The organism is Shewanella sp. HL-SH5 (genome assembly GCF_051163755.1).
GTDB classification, from domain to species: Bacteria; Pseudomonadota; Gammaproteobacteria; order Enterobacterales; family Shewanellaceae; genus Shewanella; species Shewanella glacialimarina.
In genome coordinates, this window is the sequence record NZ_CP195038.1 from 723,164 (window position 1) to 740,787 (window position 17,624).

17 protein-coding genes are annotated in these 17,624 nt (G+C 42.3%); 13 read left to right on the plus strand and 4 right to left on the minus strand.

Features of this window, described 5'->3' with window-relative positions:
- The first annotated feature begins 146 nt into the window (after positions 1 to 146).
- A complete protein-coding gene (locus ACRWQM_RS03015; protein WP_434931229.1) occupies positions 147 to 971 on the plus strand; it encodes a hypothetical protein in 825 nt (274 codons plus the stop codon).
- 170 nt (positions 972 to 1,141) lie between these two features.
- A complete protein-coding gene (locus ACRWQM_RS03020; protein ID WP_434931231.1) occupies positions 1,142 to 1,921 on the plus strand; it encodes a ribonuclease H1 domain-containing protein in 780 nt (259 codons plus the stop codon).
- A gap of 64 nt (positions 1,922 to 1,985) precedes the next feature.
- Here ACRWQM_RS03020 and ACRWQM_RS03025 read toward each other — a convergent pair whose 3' ends face one another.
- Positions 1,986 to 2,885, minus strand: a complete 900-nt coding sequence (locus ACRWQM_RS03025) for a hypothetical protein (protein WP_434931232.1) — start codon at positions 2,883 to 2,885, stop codon at positions 1,986 to 1,988.
- A 147-nt stretch (positions 2,886 to 3,032) separates the two neighbouring features.
- Complete coding sequence (locus ACRWQM_RS03030; RefSeq protein WP_226413503.1) at positions 3,033 to 3,482, minus strand: GNAT family N-acetyltransferase; 450 nt, start codon at positions 3,480 to 3,482, stop codon at positions 3,033 to 3,035.
- A gap of 506 nt (positions 3,483 to 3,988) precedes the next feature.
- On the opposite strand from ACRWQM_RS03030, the gene mdh reads away from it, so the two are divergent.
- Positions 3,989 to 4,924, plus strand: coding sequence for a malate dehydrogenase (gene mdh / locus ACRWQM_RS03035; protein WP_434931233.1), 936 nt, complete (start codon positions 3,989 to 3,991; stop codon positions 4,922 to 4,924).
- Between the two features lie 95 nt (positions 4,925 to 5,019).
- Here mdh and ACRWQM_RS03040 read toward each other — a convergent pair whose 3' ends face one another.
- Entirely contained in the window at positions 5,020 to 5,892 is an 873-nt protein-coding gene (locus tag ACRWQM_RS03040; RefSeq protein ID WP_434931234.1) for an SDR family NAD(P)-dependent oxidoreductase, read from the minus strand.
- Positions 5,893 to 5,957: 65 nt separating this feature from the next.
- A complete protein-coding gene (locus tag ACRWQM_RS03045; RefSeq protein WP_434931235.1) occupies positions 5,958 to 6,377 on the minus strand; it encodes a thiol-disulfide oxidoreductase DCC family protein in 420 nt (139 codons plus the stop codon).
- Between the two features lie 233 nt (positions 6,378 to 6,610).
- On the opposite strand from ACRWQM_RS03045, the gene ACRWQM_RS03050 reads away from it, so the two are divergent.
- From ACRWQM_RS03050 to ACRWQM_RS03095, 10 genes are all read left to right on the plus strand, one after another.
- Complete coding sequence (locus tag ACRWQM_RS03050) at positions 6,611 to 7,708, plus strand: efflux RND transporter periplasmic adaptor subunit (RefSeq protein ID WP_434931236.1); 1,098 nt, start codon at positions 6,611 to 6,613, stop codon at positions 7,706 to 7,708.
- Between the two features lies 1 nt (position 7,709).
- Positions 7,710 to 8,792, plus strand: coding sequence for an efflux RND transporter periplasmic adaptor subunit (locus ACRWQM_RS03055; protein ID WP_434931237.1), 1,083 nt, complete (start codon positions 7,710 to 7,712; stop codon positions 8,790 to 8,792).
- Positions 8,793 to 8,799: 7 nt separating this feature from the next.
- Entirely contained in the window at positions 8,800 to 11,871 is a 3,072-nt protein-coding gene (locus ACRWQM_RS03060) for an efflux RND transporter permease subunit (protein WP_434931238.1), read from the plus strand.
- A gap of 121 nt (positions 11,872 to 11,992) precedes the next feature.
- The gene (gene folX / locus ACRWQM_RS03065) at positions 11,993 to 12,370 is read left to right on the plus strand and encodes a dihydroneopterin triphosphate 2'-epimerase (protein WP_226413517.1); all 378 of its coding nucleotides are present in this window, start codon (positions 11,993 to 11,995) and stop codon (positions 12,368 to 12,370) included.
- Between the two features lie 40 nt (positions 12,371 to 12,410).
- A complete protein-coding gene (gene folE / locus ACRWQM_RS03070) occupies positions 12,411 to 13,070 on the plus strand; it encodes a GTP cyclohydrolase I FolE (RefSeq protein ID WP_434931966.1) in 660 nt (219 codons plus the stop codon).
- A 116-nt stretch (positions 13,071 to 13,186) separates the two neighbouring features.
- A complete protein-coding gene (gene mpl / locus ACRWQM_RS03075; protein ID WP_434931239.1) occupies positions 13,187 to 14,575 on the plus strand; it encodes a UDP-N-acetylmuramate:L-alanyl-gamma-D-glutamyl-meso-diaminopimelate ligase in 1,389 nt (462 codons plus the stop codon).
- Between the two features lie 46 nt (positions 14,576 to 14,621).
- Positions 14,622 to 15,281 carry a flavin prenyltransferase UbiX gene (locus tag ACRWQM_RS03080; RefSeq protein ID WP_226413521.1) on the plus strand — a complete coding sequence of 220 codons (660 nt, stop codon included), beginning with the start codon at positions 14,622 to 14,624 and terminating at the stop codon, positions 15,279 to 15,281.
- A gap of 7 nt (positions 15,282 to 15,288) precedes the next feature.
- Positions 15,289 to 15,816: a hypoxanthine phosphoribosyltransferase gene (hpt, locus tag ACRWQM_RS03085; RefSeq protein ID WP_434927069.1), complete on the plus strand. Its 528-nt coding sequence runs from the start codon at positions 15,289 to 15,291 to the stop codon at positions 15,814 to 15,816.
- 67 nt (positions 15,817 to 15,883) lie between these two features.
- Complete coding sequence (locus tag ACRWQM_RS03090; RefSeq protein WP_434931240.1) at positions 15,884 to 16,819, plus strand: ABC transporter ATP-binding protein; 936 nt, start codon at positions 15,884 to 15,886, stop codon at positions 16,817 to 16,819.
- A complete protein-coding gene (locus ACRWQM_RS03095; RefSeq protein ID WP_226413527.1) occupies positions 16,819 to 17,589 on the plus strand; it encodes an ABC transporter permease in 771 nt (256 codons plus the stop codon). Before ACRWQM_RS03090 ends, ACRWQM_RS03095 begins: the two co-directional genes overlap by 1 nt.
- Positions 17,590 to 17,624: the final 35 nt, after the last annotated feature.

Genomic DNA, 17,624 nt, shown 5'->3' on the forward strand with positions numbered 1-17,624 from the left:
GCTTTATAATTTTGGTGTAAGAATTGCTTATCTATGAATAATAATGACAAAAGCTAATAAGTGATGAGTTTTAGCACTTAATAACGTGATCATAATGATGGCTTCAATTAACAAGAAGCCAATGAATAAAAACAAGGAAGAATAAAATGGCCACAATGAAAACCAAAGTCGTCTTAGTGGGCGCAGCAGCGGCTTTGTTAGTAATGTATACCGACGTGTTTAATGTCTCTTACAGCATTGCCAGCGACTTTGATCAAAAACAGCAAGTGTTAATCCTGGACAGCACTGACATTCAAAAGCTCGTTGCAGAAACTGGTGCGGGTAAGTTAGTGATTAAAGGCGATGAGAATGCTAAAAATATTAAGTTAACCGCAGAAATTTTTGCCGATGATGATGCCGACGTGACCTTAGAGTTAGTTAAAGATGGCGACCAAGCAAGGCTAGTGGCTAAAGTTGAGCAAAGTTCAAACTGGATTAATGTCGACTCGCCTTATATCGATGTCACCTTAACGTTACCCCAGCATATGGTGATGGATATTACAGATGGTTCTGGTTCAATCGACATTCAAGGTATGAACGCTGATATTGCCTTAAAAGATGGCTCAGGTAGTATTACAGTAGATGGTGGCAAAGACATTATTATTGAAGATGGTTCAGGTTCACTTGATGCGAAAAATGTATTGGGTAACTTAACCATTAAAGACGGCTCTGGTTCAATCAATGTTAATAATGTCGCGGGTAACCTGACAATTAAAGACGGTTCAGGTGGCATAGATGTGACAGATATTAAAGGCAATCTTGATGTTAATGATGGATCTGGTGGCATGGTGATTAAGCATGTTGCCGGATTAGTGAGCATTAATGATGGTTCAGGTGGTATCGATGTTGAATATGCCAAAGGGTTAACTATTCACACCGCAGGTTCTGGTGATGTAAAGTATCAACATATTGATGGGCCAGTAAACTTATAGTTTTAGTGATAAGTTCGCTATCTGGTTAAGCCAGTAGCGAACAGTAAACGACACATGTGCAAGCTCAGCTAATCAAAGCTCAGTTAGCAAAGCTAAGCCATAAGCGATAGACGACATAAGCTTGACATGGCATGATCGATATATCATTTTTTTAAATATCAAGGCCACTCATGGCAAAGAAATTTTACGTCGTTTGGCAAGGTCATACCCCTGGCATTTATACCACCTGGGACGAAGCAAAGCGTCAGGTGGACAAGTTTCCTGGGGCTAAGTACAAATCTTTCCCTAGCGAATCAGAAGCGAAAACGGCTTTTGCCCAGTCAGCTAATAAGGCCATTTTTTCGACAAAAAGCGCTGTCAGTAAAGGGGCTAAGCCTTCAACATCATCAAATAAAACCAGTGTGGCAGAACATCAACCCACAGCATTAAGTGAGTTTGACGTTGTGCTTTATACCGACGGCGGCTGTGACCCTAATCCAGGTAAAGCGGGCTCAGGTGTTGCTGCATATCGCAAAGGTGAACTTGCTGCTTTGTGGTATGGCTTATTTAACCCAAATGGCACTAACAATACCGCTGAATTAAATGCGCTACATGAAGCGATCAAAATGGCTGCTAGCGCGCTGGCTGACAACTTGACCGTGCGTATTTACAGTGACTCACAATATTCCATTAACTGTATTAGTAATTGGGCCTACGGCTGGAAAGCCAAAGGCTGGACCCGCAAAGGCGGCGAGATTGCCAATTTAGATCTGATCAAACAAGCCCATGCACTTTATGATCAATATAAAGATCACATTGATATTGTCCATGTGGCTGCCCATGTTGGTATAGAAGGCAATGAACTGGCCGACAGAATGTCTATCTATGCCGTAGATCAGCAACAAAAGGATTTTGTTCAGTATCCCGAGCCAATCAACCTAACGTCGATAATGGCGATGCGAGCCGGGTAATTTTAGGTACAGCTTTAAGTATCTTTACTGTGGGTTCATTAACCCGCAGTAAAGATACTCAATATTAAATTTGATCAGTGCAGGCTTCACTTGTTGCGCATATAGATACAATGCTCACATTACCGCTAGGTACTATCATTTTGGTTGTATTGCTCACCGTCAAGTCATGAAGTGATAGCTTTTCCAATAAGACTCCCCAAGATTCGAGCGACATATTCATAAAAGTATAATTGTCGCCAAATGGATTGGTTTTTGTTAAGTCCAAACTATTATTACCCTCTTTAATTGTTGTAAATTTAAAATGGTATTGCCCATCGATATCGACGAAATCCAGAGCCGCATAAGCTAAAGTGCCATCAGCATAGGTAAAGACTAATGATGGTGGCTTGACCGCTATTGAGGTGGTTATTTTGTTTGAAATGCCTGTAGACCATGAAGTGAGTTTTTCTTTGTAAAGCGCGGAGCTTGGTAGGTTATTATTGAAGTAATCAACTGAAAGTCCTTGGGGATAGCTATTGTCAATTAACTCAAAAGCTGAGGTCACCATGCTGCTAGGGATTTCGATAGCACTTTGGGTGAACAACTTTTTAGTCTCATTATACGCTAAGGCGTAGTTGGTAAAGTCAGTTAAATCTTTTTTATCAATGCTTTGACTGGTCGTTTTGTAATGATAAACATTCTGGCAAACCGGTGATTTATCTGTTGGTATTTCTGACTTGTGGTTTTGTTCACATTCAAAAGATTTTGTTTTAGTGACTAGATATTTCTCATACAAAATATCATTTAAGTTAATGACATGCATGACAATAGTCGCATTTGATCTTGCGTTTTGTTTAGTAAAATTAACCAGTTGAGAGTGAGTTGTGCAAGTATTGCACTCAAGATATATTTCTTGTGAAGCAAGAGTTGAAACTGAGAACGTCATTACCCCTAGAAGTGGCAATAATTTTTTCATGTTTAACAAAGAGATCATCCTTAACAATACAATAGTAAACATGCTTGTTTACTTGACCTTCATGGTCAGTGTTTATGTGTTTTAACGTTCATTAAACAGCTTACTAGCCGAGGTTTTGTAAGCTGTTTTGTTGTGCTTGTACAATGGCGACTTAAGTTATTTGGCCTTTTCTTCGTACATTAAATAGTGGCTTTGCTCCATTCCTAAGGCCTCATAGGTTTTTTGCGCCGGTTTATTTTCTTGTTCGACATACAAGCGGAAACTTGCAGCGTCACCTTTTTCAGCGGCCATATCTTTTATTGCTTGATACAGTTTTGCATAAATCCCCTGACGACGGTTTTCTGGACGAATATACACACTTTGGATCCAGTAATACTGGCAAGCGCGCCAGTCGCTCCATTCAAATGTCACCATTAATGAGCCGACAATAACGTCATCAATTTCAGCCACTAAATAGAAACCTCGTTCAGGATTGGCGAGTAATCCGTTTACGCCACGGGTAAGGGTTGCATTATCTAATTGTAGGTTTTCAGTTTCCATTGCCATCGCCTGATTAAAATTAACCAGTGCGGTAAGGTCTGCTAATTGGCCTTTTCTTATTTTCATTTTTTCTCTCAATTTGGCGGTTGATTGCGGTCAATTTAATTTAGGGTCCATTAGCATCCTACTATAAATGACCTATTCACTTATAGTCATGGCGTTAATAACCCGTGGTGTTACCAATACAATATGCGTTTACAACATATATTGTATTTTGCAAGTTAGCTCAGCGGTTAATCGGTATTTGTAACAACCTGTGATGGGTAAAGCGATCAAACTCGAATAATCTAATTCATATCAAGGCTTATTCGCCATTAATGTAAAACAAATAAGCCATCGAATTGACAGTTGAAAAGTGGCATTTAAACTTGCACCGCTCAGTCACATCTTATTGCACCATGATATAACCCTCACATTCAAACACGCAGTGCTGATTTACCTTGAATTGAGTAAACACTTATTTACGACACTCCACTAATGGATAATTGAAATTAGCCCGCCAATCCAGTAATGTGACGCCACGAAAGATAGTAGACCTATGTCACAAATTGTTTAAATAGATGGAGATGATTATGAAAGTTGCCGTACTTGGTGCTGCTGGTGGTATTGGCCAGGCCTTAGCTTTATTGTTAAAAACTCAACTGCCTGCTGGCTCAAAGTTGTCTCTATATGACATCGCTCCTGTTACTCCTGGTGTTGCGGTTGACTTAAGTCACATCCCAACAGATGTAGAAGTAAAAGGTTTTGCTGGTCAAGATCCAACGGATGCATTAGTTGATGCTGACGTCGTGTTAATGTCTGCTGGTGTTGCGCGTAAGCCTGGTATGGATCGTTCAGATCTATTCAACATCAACGCAGGTATCGTGCGTAACCTAATGGAAAAAGTGGCAGTAACTTGTCCTAAAGCATTAGTGGGTATTATTACTAACCCAGTTAACACGACTGTAGCGATTGCTGCTGAAGTATTAAAAAATGCCGGTGTTTACGACAAAAACCGTTTATTCGGTATCACTACACTTGACGTTATCCGTAGCGAAACCTTCGTCGCTGAGCTTAAAGGCTTAAACGTTGCTGATGTTAAAGTTAACGTTATCGGCGGCCACAGCGGTGTGACTATTCTTCCACTACTTTCTCAAATTGAAGGTGTGACTTTCACTGATGAAGAAGTTGCAGCAATGACTACTCGCATTCAAAACGCGGGCACTGAAGTTGTTGAAGCTAAAGCCGGTGGCGGTAGCGCAACATTATCAATGGGCCAAGCAGCATGTCGCTTTGGTTTATCATTAGTACGTGGTCTTCAAGGCGAAGCGAACGTAGTTGAATGTGCCTATGTTGATGGTGGCAGCGAACACGCTGAGTTCTTCGCTCAACCTATCCTTTTAGGTAAAAACGGCGTAGAAAAAGTGCTTCCTTACGGTGACGTAAGTGCATTTGAAGCTAACGCACGTGATTCAATGTTAGATACATTAAAAGCTGATATTAAACTAGGTGTTGAATTCGTTAAGTAATTCAACTCTCTAATAAAAAAACGCGAAGCTATGCTTCGCGTTTTTTTATGGCTGTAATTTCTATCTCTATCTCTATCTCTATAACCAACCCTGCATTACCATTGAATGTCATTGCCAGCCCAATCAATAAAACTGGCTTGGCCGTCTAGGGTAATATTTGACTGTATGTTGTAAAGCTGCTGCGCCACAAACTCAGGAGTAAATAATTTACCTTCGGCCACATTGTGCTGAAAAGGTTTTGATAATGGTGTGTCTGTGGTGCCAGGATGAAAAGCCATCAGTTTGACGTGCTTGAGCCGTCTCGCAAACTCAACCGCAGTGGTTTTTATCAACATGTTTAATGCCGCTTTACTGGTGCGATAGCTATACCAACCGCCAAGGCGGTTATCACTTATGCTGCCGACTCTGGCGCTTAAAATACTGATCACGACTCGACTTCGCTGCTTTGATAACAGCTTTACCAAACCTTGCAGCCAAAGCATAGGCGTGATGGTATTCATTTGCATTAAAGCGAGTAAATTGGCTTCATTGATATCCTCTATCTTTTTTTCAGGTTGTATCGCCCCCTGATGCAGTACCCCATTACAGATTAATATTCTGCTAACACTGCCGTTGCTTGCGGTAATTTGAGGAATGATCTGTTGATTCATCAGATGCTCAATATCCTGCTGTAAATTACTGCATTGGTAATGTTGCCATGATGACTGCTGTTGATCTTGTGTGATTAGACTGTGTATATCGGCACTGTGTTGATAGTCATCTCGGCTAATGGTGATCAAATTAATTGGCTGCGGGTGACCATCGATTTGGCTTTGTTTAAGGCATTGAACAGAAAATGCATGGCCAATAGCTGAATTAGCACCAATAATAATCACAAATTCAGCAGTGCTATTAGCAACAGTGCTATCAGCAGCAGTATTGTTAGCAACAGTATTAGAGGAGTTGTTAGGGTTAGCGGTATTGTGCACTGATCATATCCACCGTGTTAAATTGAAGGTTTTCAAAAGCCTTTGAGATTAATTATCAGTGCTGTTCACTTCAAATCTGATGGCTTCAAATTGTTCTTAGGTAAGCCACATTGACCATTATTACACCGCTGCTTACCGGTAAGCAGGTACGAGATTTTGTAGCGATTTTTAGCAAAAAACAGATACGCTTGGTCCGCGACCGGTTTAATAAAAGGTTTTCTAAGCCACTGAACCCAAAAGTGCTTACCGGTAATTCCCCATGCCTTTGCGGTAACATCTAGCCCCAGCAGCAGTTGTCCGTCTTTAGTTAAGCCGTGCAGTATAGTGTTGGCTTTTTCGATATCAATTTGTGGAAAACGCTCATGTAAATCAGCACTGTATAAGTCCTCTAGATGAATCTCGTCGTGCTTATCATGCCGTTTAAGTTGACGCATTTCATTGGCACACAGTGGGCAGGTGCTGTCGTAAAATATGGTCAATTCCATCATATTTTCCTTATGTCATTACTATCAATCGAACCTGGGTATCAAGGTTAATCATTGCCATTATCTTGTAGAATGGCTGTCTAAAAACGATGTTAACGTTACAGTAGCGCGTAGATGAAGAATTATACGATTAAATAAGCTAATTAGATCCTCATTGTTTTTAAATTGACTTAATGTCCCACTTAGTTAAATGTTAACATTAATTAATATTATGTTTTGAAGGACCAAGCACAATGAATGTTCGTCAGATGTTCTGTTCGTTCTCCTCCACCTCGATCATGCTGCTAAGCTTGATGGTTGCTCCGCCTAGCATTGCTAGCGATAGCAATGACATCACAATTGATACTAATTCTCACTCTTTTGCCCGCCCCGTTAAAGTCATACAGCTTGATATTGGCAAAGGCTTTCGTGAGCGGTTATTACCCGGTGAGGTCCGCGCGGCAGATAAAGCCTCGTTGTCATTTAGAGTCGCAGGACAAATAGCCGATATTTATGTGCGCCCGGGCGATCATGTTAAAGCGGGTGACTTATTGGCCAAGCTAGACAGTGATTTATACCAACAACAGTACGAAGTGGCTAAAGCGCAATACGAACTGGCCAAAGTGCTATTTGAACGTTCCAGTAGTTTAGTGGAACAAGGTGTGGTGTCCCGTAACGATTTTGACCAATCTAAAAGTGATTTCACCATTGCCAGAGCAGCGCTTGATAAAGCCGAAACTGATCTGGCTTATACCCAACTAAAAGCGCCCTATGATGGCATGATTTCAAAGCGTGATCGCAAACAGTTTGAATTTGTGCAAGCACAAGAATCGATTATGGGCATTCGCACTGAATCATTTATCGACATTAGTTTTCAATTGCCCGAGCAATTTATTGGCGCAATTCAAGCTAATCGAGTCAATGAAGGCCCAGTAGAAAATATCGATGTTAAATTTGACAGCCGTGATGCCTGGTATAAAGCCAGACTGAAAGAGCTCAGTACCGTAGCGGATACTAGTACTGGCAGTTATACCATTATTCTCACCTTGAAAATGCCAACCGAATTAAATGTATTACCCGGAATGGCTGCATCAGTCAGGGTTAAGCTGCCTTACCGAGGTGCTAGCAGTAATCCTGTTATTGCCGCGGGCGCTAGAGTTGAAGAAAATGGTCAAACCTATGTTTTTCGTTGGTTACCTGAACAACTAAAAGTCGAAAAAGTAGCGGTGACATTAAATGATAATCAACTTGAATCAGGATTAGAGGACGGTGACTGGTTAGTGGTCGCGGGCGCTAGTGAGTTAACCGACGGTGAAAGTACGGTTCGCTGGGTCAAGGAAAGAGGGCTGTAATATGAAGATTAACAACACCACTAATATTGTCATCAGCGCTTTGGTCTCATTGGTCTTTATGGCCGGTTGTAGCAAACCGCTTGAGATGGCACATAAACCGACCCTAGTAGATGTGTACACTTTACCCAGTATTGAAAATCAGGTGATGCGAGAGTTTAACGGCGTGTCACGGGCGCAAGACCTGACTAAATTATCATTTCGAGTTGAAGGGCGCATAGCAAGATTACCGGTTTCCAAAGGCCAGACGATTAAGCAAGGTGATTTACTCGCCGTGCTTGAAAAGCGTGATTATGAAATTGTGCTCAATGATCGCCAGGCTCGTATGGAGGTGACCTTTAAACAAGCCCAGCGTGGTAAGCAGTTAGTCAATAAAAAACTGATGGCACAATCAGAATATGACCAAATGAACGCGCAATATTTAGTTGCAAAAGCACAGGAAAAACAGGCTGAACTTAGCCTGCAATATACTGAATTACGCGCGCCTTTTGATGGCATGGTCAGCGATGTTTTTTTACAGTCATTTGAAAACATTCAACCGGGTATATCGGTATTAAGTGTACAAAAAACCGAACAAATTGAAGTCGATGTGCAAATCCCCGATATGTTGATAGCCGTCTCTCGACGGGCGACAGATGAAAGTGCCTTCGAAGTCAGTTTTGAAGCATTTGAAGGGGTGGTATTTCAAGGTCGATTACTTGAAATTAATACTGAAAAAGATCCTACTACATCAACCTATATTGCCACTATTGCAGTAGATTTAGACGATCAATATAAAGTGTTGGAAGGAATGCCAGCCAAAGTTAAAGTCAATTTAAGTAACATGACTTACACCTACAGCCGCCAATTTTTATTACCCATAAAAGCGGTTGTAATGAAAGATGGCGACCAACTCGCTCATCAGGAAAGTGGTGTGTGGGTTTATCAGGCCAACACTAAAACCGTGCAGTATCAGCCAGTCAAACTGGGGGTTATTGTGGGTGACAACATTGAAGTGGTCAGTGGACTTAAAGATGGTCAAACTATTATTACCACAGGGGCTTCTCGTATGATTGAAGGCCAACAAGTTCAATTAATTCAAGGGTAATAACTAGATGAATATTGCAGGATATTTCGTAAAAAATACCGTGATAAGTTGGATGTTTATCCTTATTTTACTTATTGGTGGGTTAATGGCCTTCACTGGATTAGGCCAACTAGAAGATCCGCCATTTACCATTAAAGATGCCGTGGTAGTCACCTTATATCCAGGTGCAACGTCAACTGAAGTCGAAGAAGAAGTCACTTATTTGGTCGAAAAAGCCATTCAAGAACTACCTTATATTGATAAAATTCGCTCACTCAGTACCTCTGGTATGTCACAAATTACCGTCACCATGAGAAACAATTATGGCCCAGATGAATTGCCCCAAATTTGGGATGAGCTGCGTCGTAAAGTCAATGATATGGCATCAAGTTTACCGCCTGGGGCGCATGCGCCAATGGTTAACGATGACTTTGGTGATGTGTACGGCATCATGCTGATGGTCAGCGGTGCAGATTACAGTTATCGAGATTTATTGGACTATGTTGATTATGTTAAGCGTGAATTAGAACTCATACCCGGCGTGGGTAAGGTGTCGCTAGCGGGCAAACAGCAAGAGCAAGTTTTTGTTGAAATGTCGCTAAACAAAGCGGCCAGTTCTAATATTGATCCACAGCTTATTTCAAACCTACTTAACTCACAAAACATGGTATCTGATGCCGGTAACATTCGTGTTTCGGGTGATAACCTTAAAATCAGAACCAGTGGCGGCTTTAGTTCCGTTGAAGAGCTAGAAGAGCTGATTATTCCCGGTACTCAAGGTAATAAACTGATTTACCTTAAAGATGTGGCGACCGTCAGCCGTGGCTTTCAAAATATTCCCACAAACCTATTAAGCTTTAACCAAAATAGCGCCATCAACATAGGTATTTCATTTTCATCTGGGGTCAATGTTGTAGAAGTGGGTAAGCTAGTCGATGCTAAATTAGCCTCAATTGAAAGCGCCAGACCCGCAGGTATGCACATTGAAACCATGTATAACCAGCCTAACGAGGTGGATGTTTCGGTTAGCAGTTTTGTGTGGAACCTGATTGCCGCAGTCGTCATTGTTATTGGTGTGCTACTGGTCTTTATGGGGGTTAAAAGCGGTATTTTAATCGGTCTTATTCTATTTTTAACCTGCCTTGGCACCTTTATGTTAATGCTGCAGGCAGAAATTGAATTGCAGCGTATTTCACTTGGCGCATTGATCATTGCCTTAGGCATGCTGGTGGACAACGCCATTGTGGTGGTCGAAGGTATTTTAATTGGTCGCCAACGAGGCCAAACCACACTCGAAGCTGGTCAAGCCATTGTTAAGCAAACCATGTGGCCATTATTGGGTGCTACCGTAATCGCGATTATCGCGTTTGCGCCAATTGGCTTATCCCCTGATGCTACCGGTGAATTTGCTGGGTCATTGTTTTGGGTATTGCTGTTTTCACTGTTTTTATCCTGGATTACCGCCATTACGATTACACCATTTTTTGCACAGATATTTTTTGGCAAAGAGGGTGAAAAAGTGCCTGAAGGTGAGTTAGCCGATCCCTATGGCGGCGCATTTTTTGTGTTTTATAAAAAAATACTCAATATTTGTATGCGATTTCGCTGGTTCAGCACCTTTGCGGTACTGGTGATGTTCGTGATTTCTATTGCAGGTTTTGCCTATGTTAAGCAATCCTTCTTCCCGCCTTCAACAACGCCGATATTTTTAGTGGATGTGTGGATGCCAGAAGGCGCAGATATTCGCGAAACAGAAGCGGTTATTAAACAAATGGAAGCCAAAGTCGCCGTTATTGAAAATGTTGAGTATGTTGCCTCAACTATAGGCAAAGGTTTTCCGCGTTTCTTATTAACCTATTCGCCGGAAAAAAACTTTGCCTCATACGGTCAAATAGCGATTCGTGCCAGTAGTTTTGATACTTTACAACCGGTAATGGTTGAGTTTAGACGTCAAGCAGAGCAATTTTTCCCACAAACCCAGCTTAAGTTCAAACGCTTAGAAATCGGCCCTTCGACAGATGCCAAAATTGAAGCCAGATTAAGCGGCCCAGATCCAGATGTACTGCGTCAACTTGCGGCGCAGGTTATGACCATTTTTAACGACACGCCTGGTACGGTCAACGTACGCCATGACTGGCGCGACCGGGTTAAATACATTGAACCGCGCTTTAATGAAACCCAGGCCCGCCGTTTAGGTATTGTTAAAAGTGAAGTGGATAGATCGATTAAGTTCGCCTTTACTGGGGTAGATATAGGGGTTTACCGTGAAGGCACCACCTTATTACCTATTATTGGTCGTTTACCTAATGATGAACGTGTCGATATTGAGTCAATGGAAAGTATCCGTATCTGGAGTCCGGTGATTAACGGTTTTGTGCCACTTCAGCAGGTTGTAGATGGCTTTGACGTTAAATTTGAAGACCCAATTATTCAACGTCGTGACCGTAAACGCACTTTAACCGTGTTTGCCGATGCTGATTTTGAATACGATATTTTGCCAGCGGCACTGTTTAATCAAGTTAGGCCTAAAATTGAAGCGCTTGAGTTACCAGTAGGCTATGAATTGCAATGGGGCGGCGAGTTTGAATCATCAAGTGATGCGCAAGCTTCACTGTTTTCAACCTTGCCTATTGGATTCTTGTTGATGTTTTTAATCACGGTTTTCTTATTTAACTCAGTGCGTAAGCCACTGGTTATTTGGTGTTGTGTTCCGTTAGCGATTATAGGTATCACTTCAGGGTTATTGATTTTAGACAAGCCCTTCAGCTTTATGGCGCTACTGGGTATGTTGAGTTTATCGGGTATGTTACTGAAAAACGGCATTGTGTTGCTTGATCAAATCAACACCGAAATTAATGACGGCAAAGAGATATTTCAAGCGGTATTTGAGTCCACGGTTAGCCGTGTGCGTCCTGTGTGTATGGCTGCGGTAACCACTATTCTTGGGGTATTGCCGTTAATCACAGATGCGTTTTTTGAATCATTAGCTGCGGTAGTCATGTTTGGGTTAGGTGTTGCCACCATCTTAACGTTAATTATTGTACCTGTGTTTTACATCATATTCTTTAATGTGAAATACCGTGATTACAAGACCTTCTAGTCAAGATTGTTAACCGCTAAAGCCCTGCACATCAAGTAGGGCTTTTTTATTGCCGCTATGTGAACCGTTCAACAAAACGTCCCGTATAAAGTTGCATCTGTATTTAATGTGAGCCATAACGATGTCTTCAAAAATAGGCGCTTATAGCCAAGCTGTTATTAATGTCACCAACCTTCGTTTACGCACTTTTATCGGCTTTAACCAGGATGAAAGAGAAAAGCAGCAAGATGTGGTGATCAATATTGAAATACATTACCCAGCAGACAAGTCATTTCAAACCGACAATGTGGCAGATGCGCTCAACTACAAAATTATCACTAAAAAAGTGATCCAGCATGTAGAGGAAGGACGATTCTTACTACTTGAAAAGCTGGTTGCCGATGTCGTGGACATATGTAGCGAACATCCATCAGTGACTTTAGCTAAAGTGACCATCGACAAGCCCCATGCATTACGCTTTGCCGATTCTGTGTCGCTATCTTTAGAACACCGCCGTTAACCTTATTTAAGAGGCCAATTTTATGTCAGCAAATAGCATTATGTCAGTAAACAACGGCATTATTTCAGACGCCGCCAAAAAAGTGCAGTCAGCATTAGTTGCGCACGGATTAGAAACGCCATTATTACCTACAGAGCTCACCGCACAGCAAAAATATGAGCGCATTAAAGGTTTAATGACCGAAGTTGTGGCAACGCTAGGGTTAGACTTAACCGATGACAGTCTAGCTGAAACACCGCACCGTATTGCCAAAATGTACGTTAATGAGATTTTCTCTGGATTAGACTACGCCAATTTTCCAAAAATCAGCCAAATTGAAAATAAAATGGGCGTGGAAGAGATGGTTAAAGTCAGCGATATCAGCGTGGTCAGCACCTGTGAGCATCACTTTATTACCATAGATGGTATCGCTACAGTGGCTTATATCCCTAAAGGCAAAATTATTGGGTTATCAAAAATAAATCGTATTGTGCGATTTTTTGCCCAGCGCCCTCAAGTGCAAGAGCGCTTAACACAGCAGGTATTAGTGGCACTGCAAACATTACTAGAAACCGAAGATGTAGCGGTAACCATTAAAGCAACCCATTATTGTGTTAAGTCTCGCGGCATAATGGACACCACATCAAGCACGCAAACTACCGCCTTAGGTGGCAGCTTTAAGGCTAACGCCTCTACTCGCGCTGAGTTTTTAGCCGCTTAATCAAGTCTAGCCAGTCTGTATCGTTCATCATGAAGTTAAATTAAGGCATTGTTAACTGACAATGCCTTTGCTACTGGGTAGAATAAGCGCAAATGGTTCTTTAATAGAGTTTTTGCATGCACGTACATATTCTTGGCATTTGTGGCACCTTTATGGGTGGTTTAGCGTTATTAGCACGTGCAATGGGCCATAAGGTCACTGGCAGCGATGCTAATGTTTATCCACCGATGAGCACGCAACTTGAGCAACAGGGCATAGAGCTGATTCAAGGTTTTGACCCAAGCCAATTGGGCGAAGAAGGCATTAATCAGCCCGACATTGTGGTGATTGGTAATGCGATGAGTCGAGGCAATCCGTGCGTTGAAGCGGTATTAAACCGCGGGATAAAATATACCTCTGGGCCACAATTTTTGTCAGAACATATTTTGCCTAATCGTTGGGTATTAGCTGTGTCTGGCACTCACGGGAAAACGTCTACTGCCAGCATGTTGGCGTGGGTATTAGAGTATTGCGGCTACCAACCGGGCTTTTTAATTGGTGGCGTACCGCAAAACTTTGGTGTGTCAGCGCGGTTAGGCGACTCGGCTTTTTTTGTGGTCGAAGCAGACGAATACGACAGTGCTTTTTTCGATAAACGCTCTAAGTTTGTCCATTACAAACCCCGTACATTGGTGATCAATAATTTAGAATTTGATCATGCTGATATTTTCGCTGACTTAGCCGCTATTCAACGCCAATTTAATCATGTTATTCGCACCGTACCGGGTGAAGGTAAAGTGATTTGGCCTAAGGATGTGATTGCGGTTAAACAGGTTATGGACATGGGCTGCTGGAGCGAGCAAGAAACCTTTAGTGCAACTGACAGCGATGGTTGGCAAGGTCAGTGTATTGCCGCCGACGGCCACGAGTTTGAAGTGATGTTTAAAGGTGAGTCTCAAGGCGTTTTAAATTGGGGCTTAATCGGTCAGCACAATATTGAAAATGCAATAATGGCCATTGCCGCAGCGCGACACGTGGGCGTTACTCCCAAGCATGCTATTGACGCTTTAGCGCAATTTAGCCCACCAAAGCGTCGAATGGAATTATTAGCAGCACCCAATAATATTGCGGTTTATGATGATTTTGCCCATCACCCCACAGCGATTGAAACCACCCTAAAAGGACTTCGCGCCAAAGTGGGCACAGGTGATAACGCCAGTGGCAAAATTATTGTCGTGCTTGAGCCTCGCTCTAACACCATGAAAAGTGGCGTGCATAAAGATACTCTCGCCAATTCGATGGCGCTGGCCGATGAAGCATGGCTGTATCAAGCCAGTAATGTCGGTTGGGACATTGCCGATAATATGCGTTCAGCTGCTATTCCGGTAACCGTCAGTGATGATATTAGCCAAATTGTGGCACAAGTCAGTCAAGCGGCTAATCCAGGTGACACGGTAGTGATAATGAGCAACGGTGGTTTTAATGGTATTCACCAACAAATCATTAATGCGCTACTGAAGAAATAGTCAGTTATTTAATTAATCATGCTGCTCGCTTCATAAAGGATTAAAGATGGCTTACGCCAAAAAAGATAAATCAATTAGCCTAGCGTGGACCGGGGCCTCGGGTGCACCTTATGGCATCAAATTACTACAATGTTTATTGGTTGCCGATTATCAGGTTTTTTTAATGATATCGAGCGCCGCCAGAGTGGTACTTGCCACCGAACACGGCTTGCAATTAAGTGCTAATCCCGACAAAGCCCGCGAGCAACTACTTAGCTATTTTGCTCAGCAGCAAGCACCTTTAGCCGGTGAGTTAATTGTACTTGGCAAAGAAGAATGGTTTTCGCCGCCAGCATCCGGCAGTGCTGCACCTAAGCAAATGGTGATTTGCCCTTGTTCAACAGGCACATTAGCCGCAGTTGCTAGTGGCATGAGTAATAATTTATTAGAACGTGCAGCCGACGTGGTGATTAAAGAGCGCGGCCAGTTAATACTGGTGCCAAGAGAAACGCCCTTTAGTGCCATACACTTAGAGCATATGCTAAGCCTGACTCGCAATGGTGCCACCATAATGCCAGCCGCACCGGGTTTTTATCATAATCCCAAATCGGTGGAAGATCTGGTAGACTTCATGGTTTCCCGAATTCTAGATCATTTGGGTATTGCACACGAACTGACAAATCGCTGGGGTTATGGCGTTGACGCCCCCCAAGATATTGATAATTGAGAACTGTATGAAACACACCATAGAACCTATGATTTCAACCGAAGAAATCAATAAAACTTTAGATCAACTTGCCGAGCGTATTAACGCCCACTATGCCAACAGCGAACGTTTACTCATGGTTGGCTTATTGAAAGGCTCAGTGGTTTTTATGGCAGATTTATGTCGCCGTATTAAAGGTCATGTTGAAATCGACTTTATGTCGGTATCAAGTTATGGCAACTCAACAACCAGTTCTCGCGATGTAAAAATATTAAAAGATGTTCAATCAGATATTGCTGGTCGTGACGTATTGATTGTTGAAGACTTAATTGACTCGGGCAACACCTTAAATAAGGTGCGTGAAATTTTATTGCTGCGTAATCCAAAAAGTCTGGCCTTATGCACCTTATTAGATAAGCCAGAACGCCGTGAAGTGGATGTGCCCGTTGATTTTATTGGCATGACAATTCCCGACGAGTTTATTGTTGGCTACGGCATTGATTATGCCGAGCAATATCGAAATCTGCCTTACATAGCTAAAGTCGTGCCTTTATAACGACAGCAGTATTACAAATTACTCCCACAATTGTGGGAGTTTTTTTCGATAAAATAAGGAATTTAGCATGACAGAACACACCGATGCCCTGGTGATAGAAAACCTACAAAAAACCTATAAAGGGGGAGTTGAAGCCGTTAAGTCACTCAGTTTAACGGTTAAACAAGGTGACTTTTTTGCATTGCTAGGCCCTAACGGAGCAGGTAAGTCGACCACTATTGGCATTATTAGCTCGTTAGTGCAAAAAACCGCAGGCAGCGTCAAAGTGTTTGGCTTTGATATTGACCAACAACTTGAACGCGCCAAATTGTGTATTGGCTTAGTGCCTCAGGAATTTAACTTTAATCAGTTTGAAACTGTGCTGCAAATTGTGGTTAACCAGGCTGGTTACTATGGCGTGACACGCAACATTGCGTTGGTTCGTGCTGAAAAATACCTGTCACAACTGGATTTATGGCACAAGCGTAATGCGCAGGCCCGTGAACTGTCCGGTGGCATGAAACGTCGCCTAATGATTGCCCGCGCATTAATGCATGAACCTAAACTGCTTATTTTAGATGAGCCCACAGCCGGAGTAGATATTGAACTGCGCCGTTCAATGTGGGATTTTTTAAAGCAGATTAATGCCCAGGGCGTAACCATTATTCTTACCACCCATTATCTTGAAGAAGCTGAAATGCTGTGCCGTAATATTGGTATTATCGACACCGGGCGTTTAGTAGAATGCACTAGCATGAAGTCGTTGCTTAGTAAGTTAAATGTTGAAACCTTTATCTTAGATTTGACTCAAAATCTCAGCGCCGCACCTAAGCTGGAAAACATGTCATGTCGCTTGATAGACCCACACACACTAGAAGTTGATGTGGCTAAAAGCCAAAGCATGAATAGCCTATTTACCCAGCTAACCACTGCCAACATAGAAGTGCTATCAATGCGCAATAAAGCTAACCGCTTAGAAGAGCTATTTGTCGAGCTCGTTGAAAAAGCCAAGGGGGCGAAATAATGAACGCACTGTATTTAGTCGCCTTTAGAAGTATTTTAAAGAAAGAAATTAATCGCTTCACCCGTATCTGGGTGCAAACCTTAGTGCCGCCAGCTATCACTATGACCTTATACTTTCTCATTTTTGGTAACTTAGTCGGTAGTCGTATTGGTGAAATGGGTGGCGTAAGCTACATGGAATTTATCGCCCCGGGGTTAATTATGATGTCAGTTATTACTAACTCATATTCTAATGTGGCCTCATCATTTTATAGTGCTAAGTTTCAAGGCAATATAGAAGAAATCATGGTGGCGCCCGTGCCGCATTATGTGATGATAGCCGGCTATGTCGGCGGCGGCGTTGCCCGTGGCTTATGTGTCGGCCTTATTGTGACTGTAGTGGCTATGCTGTTTGTTAACATCAGCTTACACCACGTTGGCCTAGTAATATTAACGGTGTTTTTAACCTCAGTGCTATTTTCACTCGGCGGGTTAATTAATGCGGTATTTGCCAAAAGCTTTGACGATATCAGCATCATTCCAACGTTTGTATTAACCCCATTAACTTACCTTGGCGGAGTATTTTACTCGTTGTCATTATTGCCAGAGTTTTGGCAAGGTGTGTCAGGGTTAAACCCTGTGGTGTATATGATTAACGTATTCCGCTATGGCTTTTTAGGCTTTGCCGATATCAGCGTGCCGTTATCGGTGGCTATCATGGTCGGCTTTTGTGTCGCCTTATGGACCTTGGCTTACTACCTTATATCGCGTGGTATTGGTTTGCGTAGCTAAGTCTTGTAATAGCCCGGTCTTGCAATAGCTAAACG

Excerpts from the sequence above, each read along its gene's own strand:
- ACRWQM_RS03015 (WP_434931229.1), top strand. The coding sequence starts at position 147 with ATGGCCACAATGAAAACCAAAGTCGTCTTAGTGGGCGCAGCAGCGGCT.
- ACRWQM_RS03020 (WP_434931231.1), top strand. The coding sequence starts at position 1,142 with ATGGCAAAGAAATTTTACGTCGTTTGGCAAGGTCATACCCCTGGCATT.
- ACRWQM_RS03030 (WP_226413503.1), bottom strand. The coding sequence starts at position 3,482 with ATGAAAATAAGAAAAGGCCAATTAGCAGACCTTACCGCACTGGTTAAT.
- mdh (WP_434931233.1), top strand. The coding sequence starts at position 3,989 with ATGAAAGTTGCCGTACTTGGTGCTGCTGGTGGTATTGGCCAGGCCTTA.
- ACRWQM_RS03045 (WP_434931235.1), bottom strand. The coding sequence starts at position 6,377 with ATGGAATTGACCATATTTTACGACAGCACCTGCCCACTGTGTGCCAAT.
- ACRWQM_RS03050 (WP_434931236.1), top strand. The coding sequence starts at position 6,611 with ATGAATGTTCGTCAGATGTTCTGTTCGTTCTCCTCCACCTCGATCATG.
- ACRWQM_RS03055 (WP_434931237.1), top strand. The coding sequence starts at position 7,710 with ATGAAGATTAACAACACCACTAATATTGTCATCAGCGCTTTGGTCTCA.
- ACRWQM_RS03060 (WP_434931238.1), top strand. The coding sequence starts at position 8,800 with ATGAATATTGCAGGATATTTCGTAAAAAATACCGTGATAAGTTGGATG.
- folX (WP_226413517.1), top strand. The coding sequence starts at position 11,993 with ATGTCTTCAAAAATAGGCGCTTATAGCCAAGCTGTTATTAATGTCACC.
- folE (WP_434931966.1), top strand. The coding sequence starts at position 12,411 with ATGTCAGTAAACAACGGCATTATTTCAGACGCCGCCAAAAAAGTGCAG.
- mpl (WP_434931239.1), top strand. The coding sequence starts at position 13,187 with ATGCACGTACATATTCTTGGCATTTGTGGCACCTTTATGGGTGGTTTA.
- ACRWQM_RS03080 (WP_226413521.1), top strand. The coding sequence starts at position 14,622 with ATGGCTTACGCCAAAAAAGATAAATCAATTAGCCTAGCGTGGACCGGG.
- hpt (WP_434927069.1), top strand. The coding sequence starts at position 15,289 with ATGAAACACACCATAGAACCTATGATTTCAACCGAAGAAATCAATAAA.
- ACRWQM_RS03090 (WP_434931240.1), top strand. The coding sequence starts at position 15,884 with ATGACAGAACACACCGATGCCCTGGTGATAGAAAACCTACAAAAAACC.
- ACRWQM_RS03095 (WP_226413527.1), top strand. The coding sequence starts at position 16,819 with ATGAACGCACTGTATTTAGTCGCCTTTAGAAGTATTTTAAAGAAAGAA.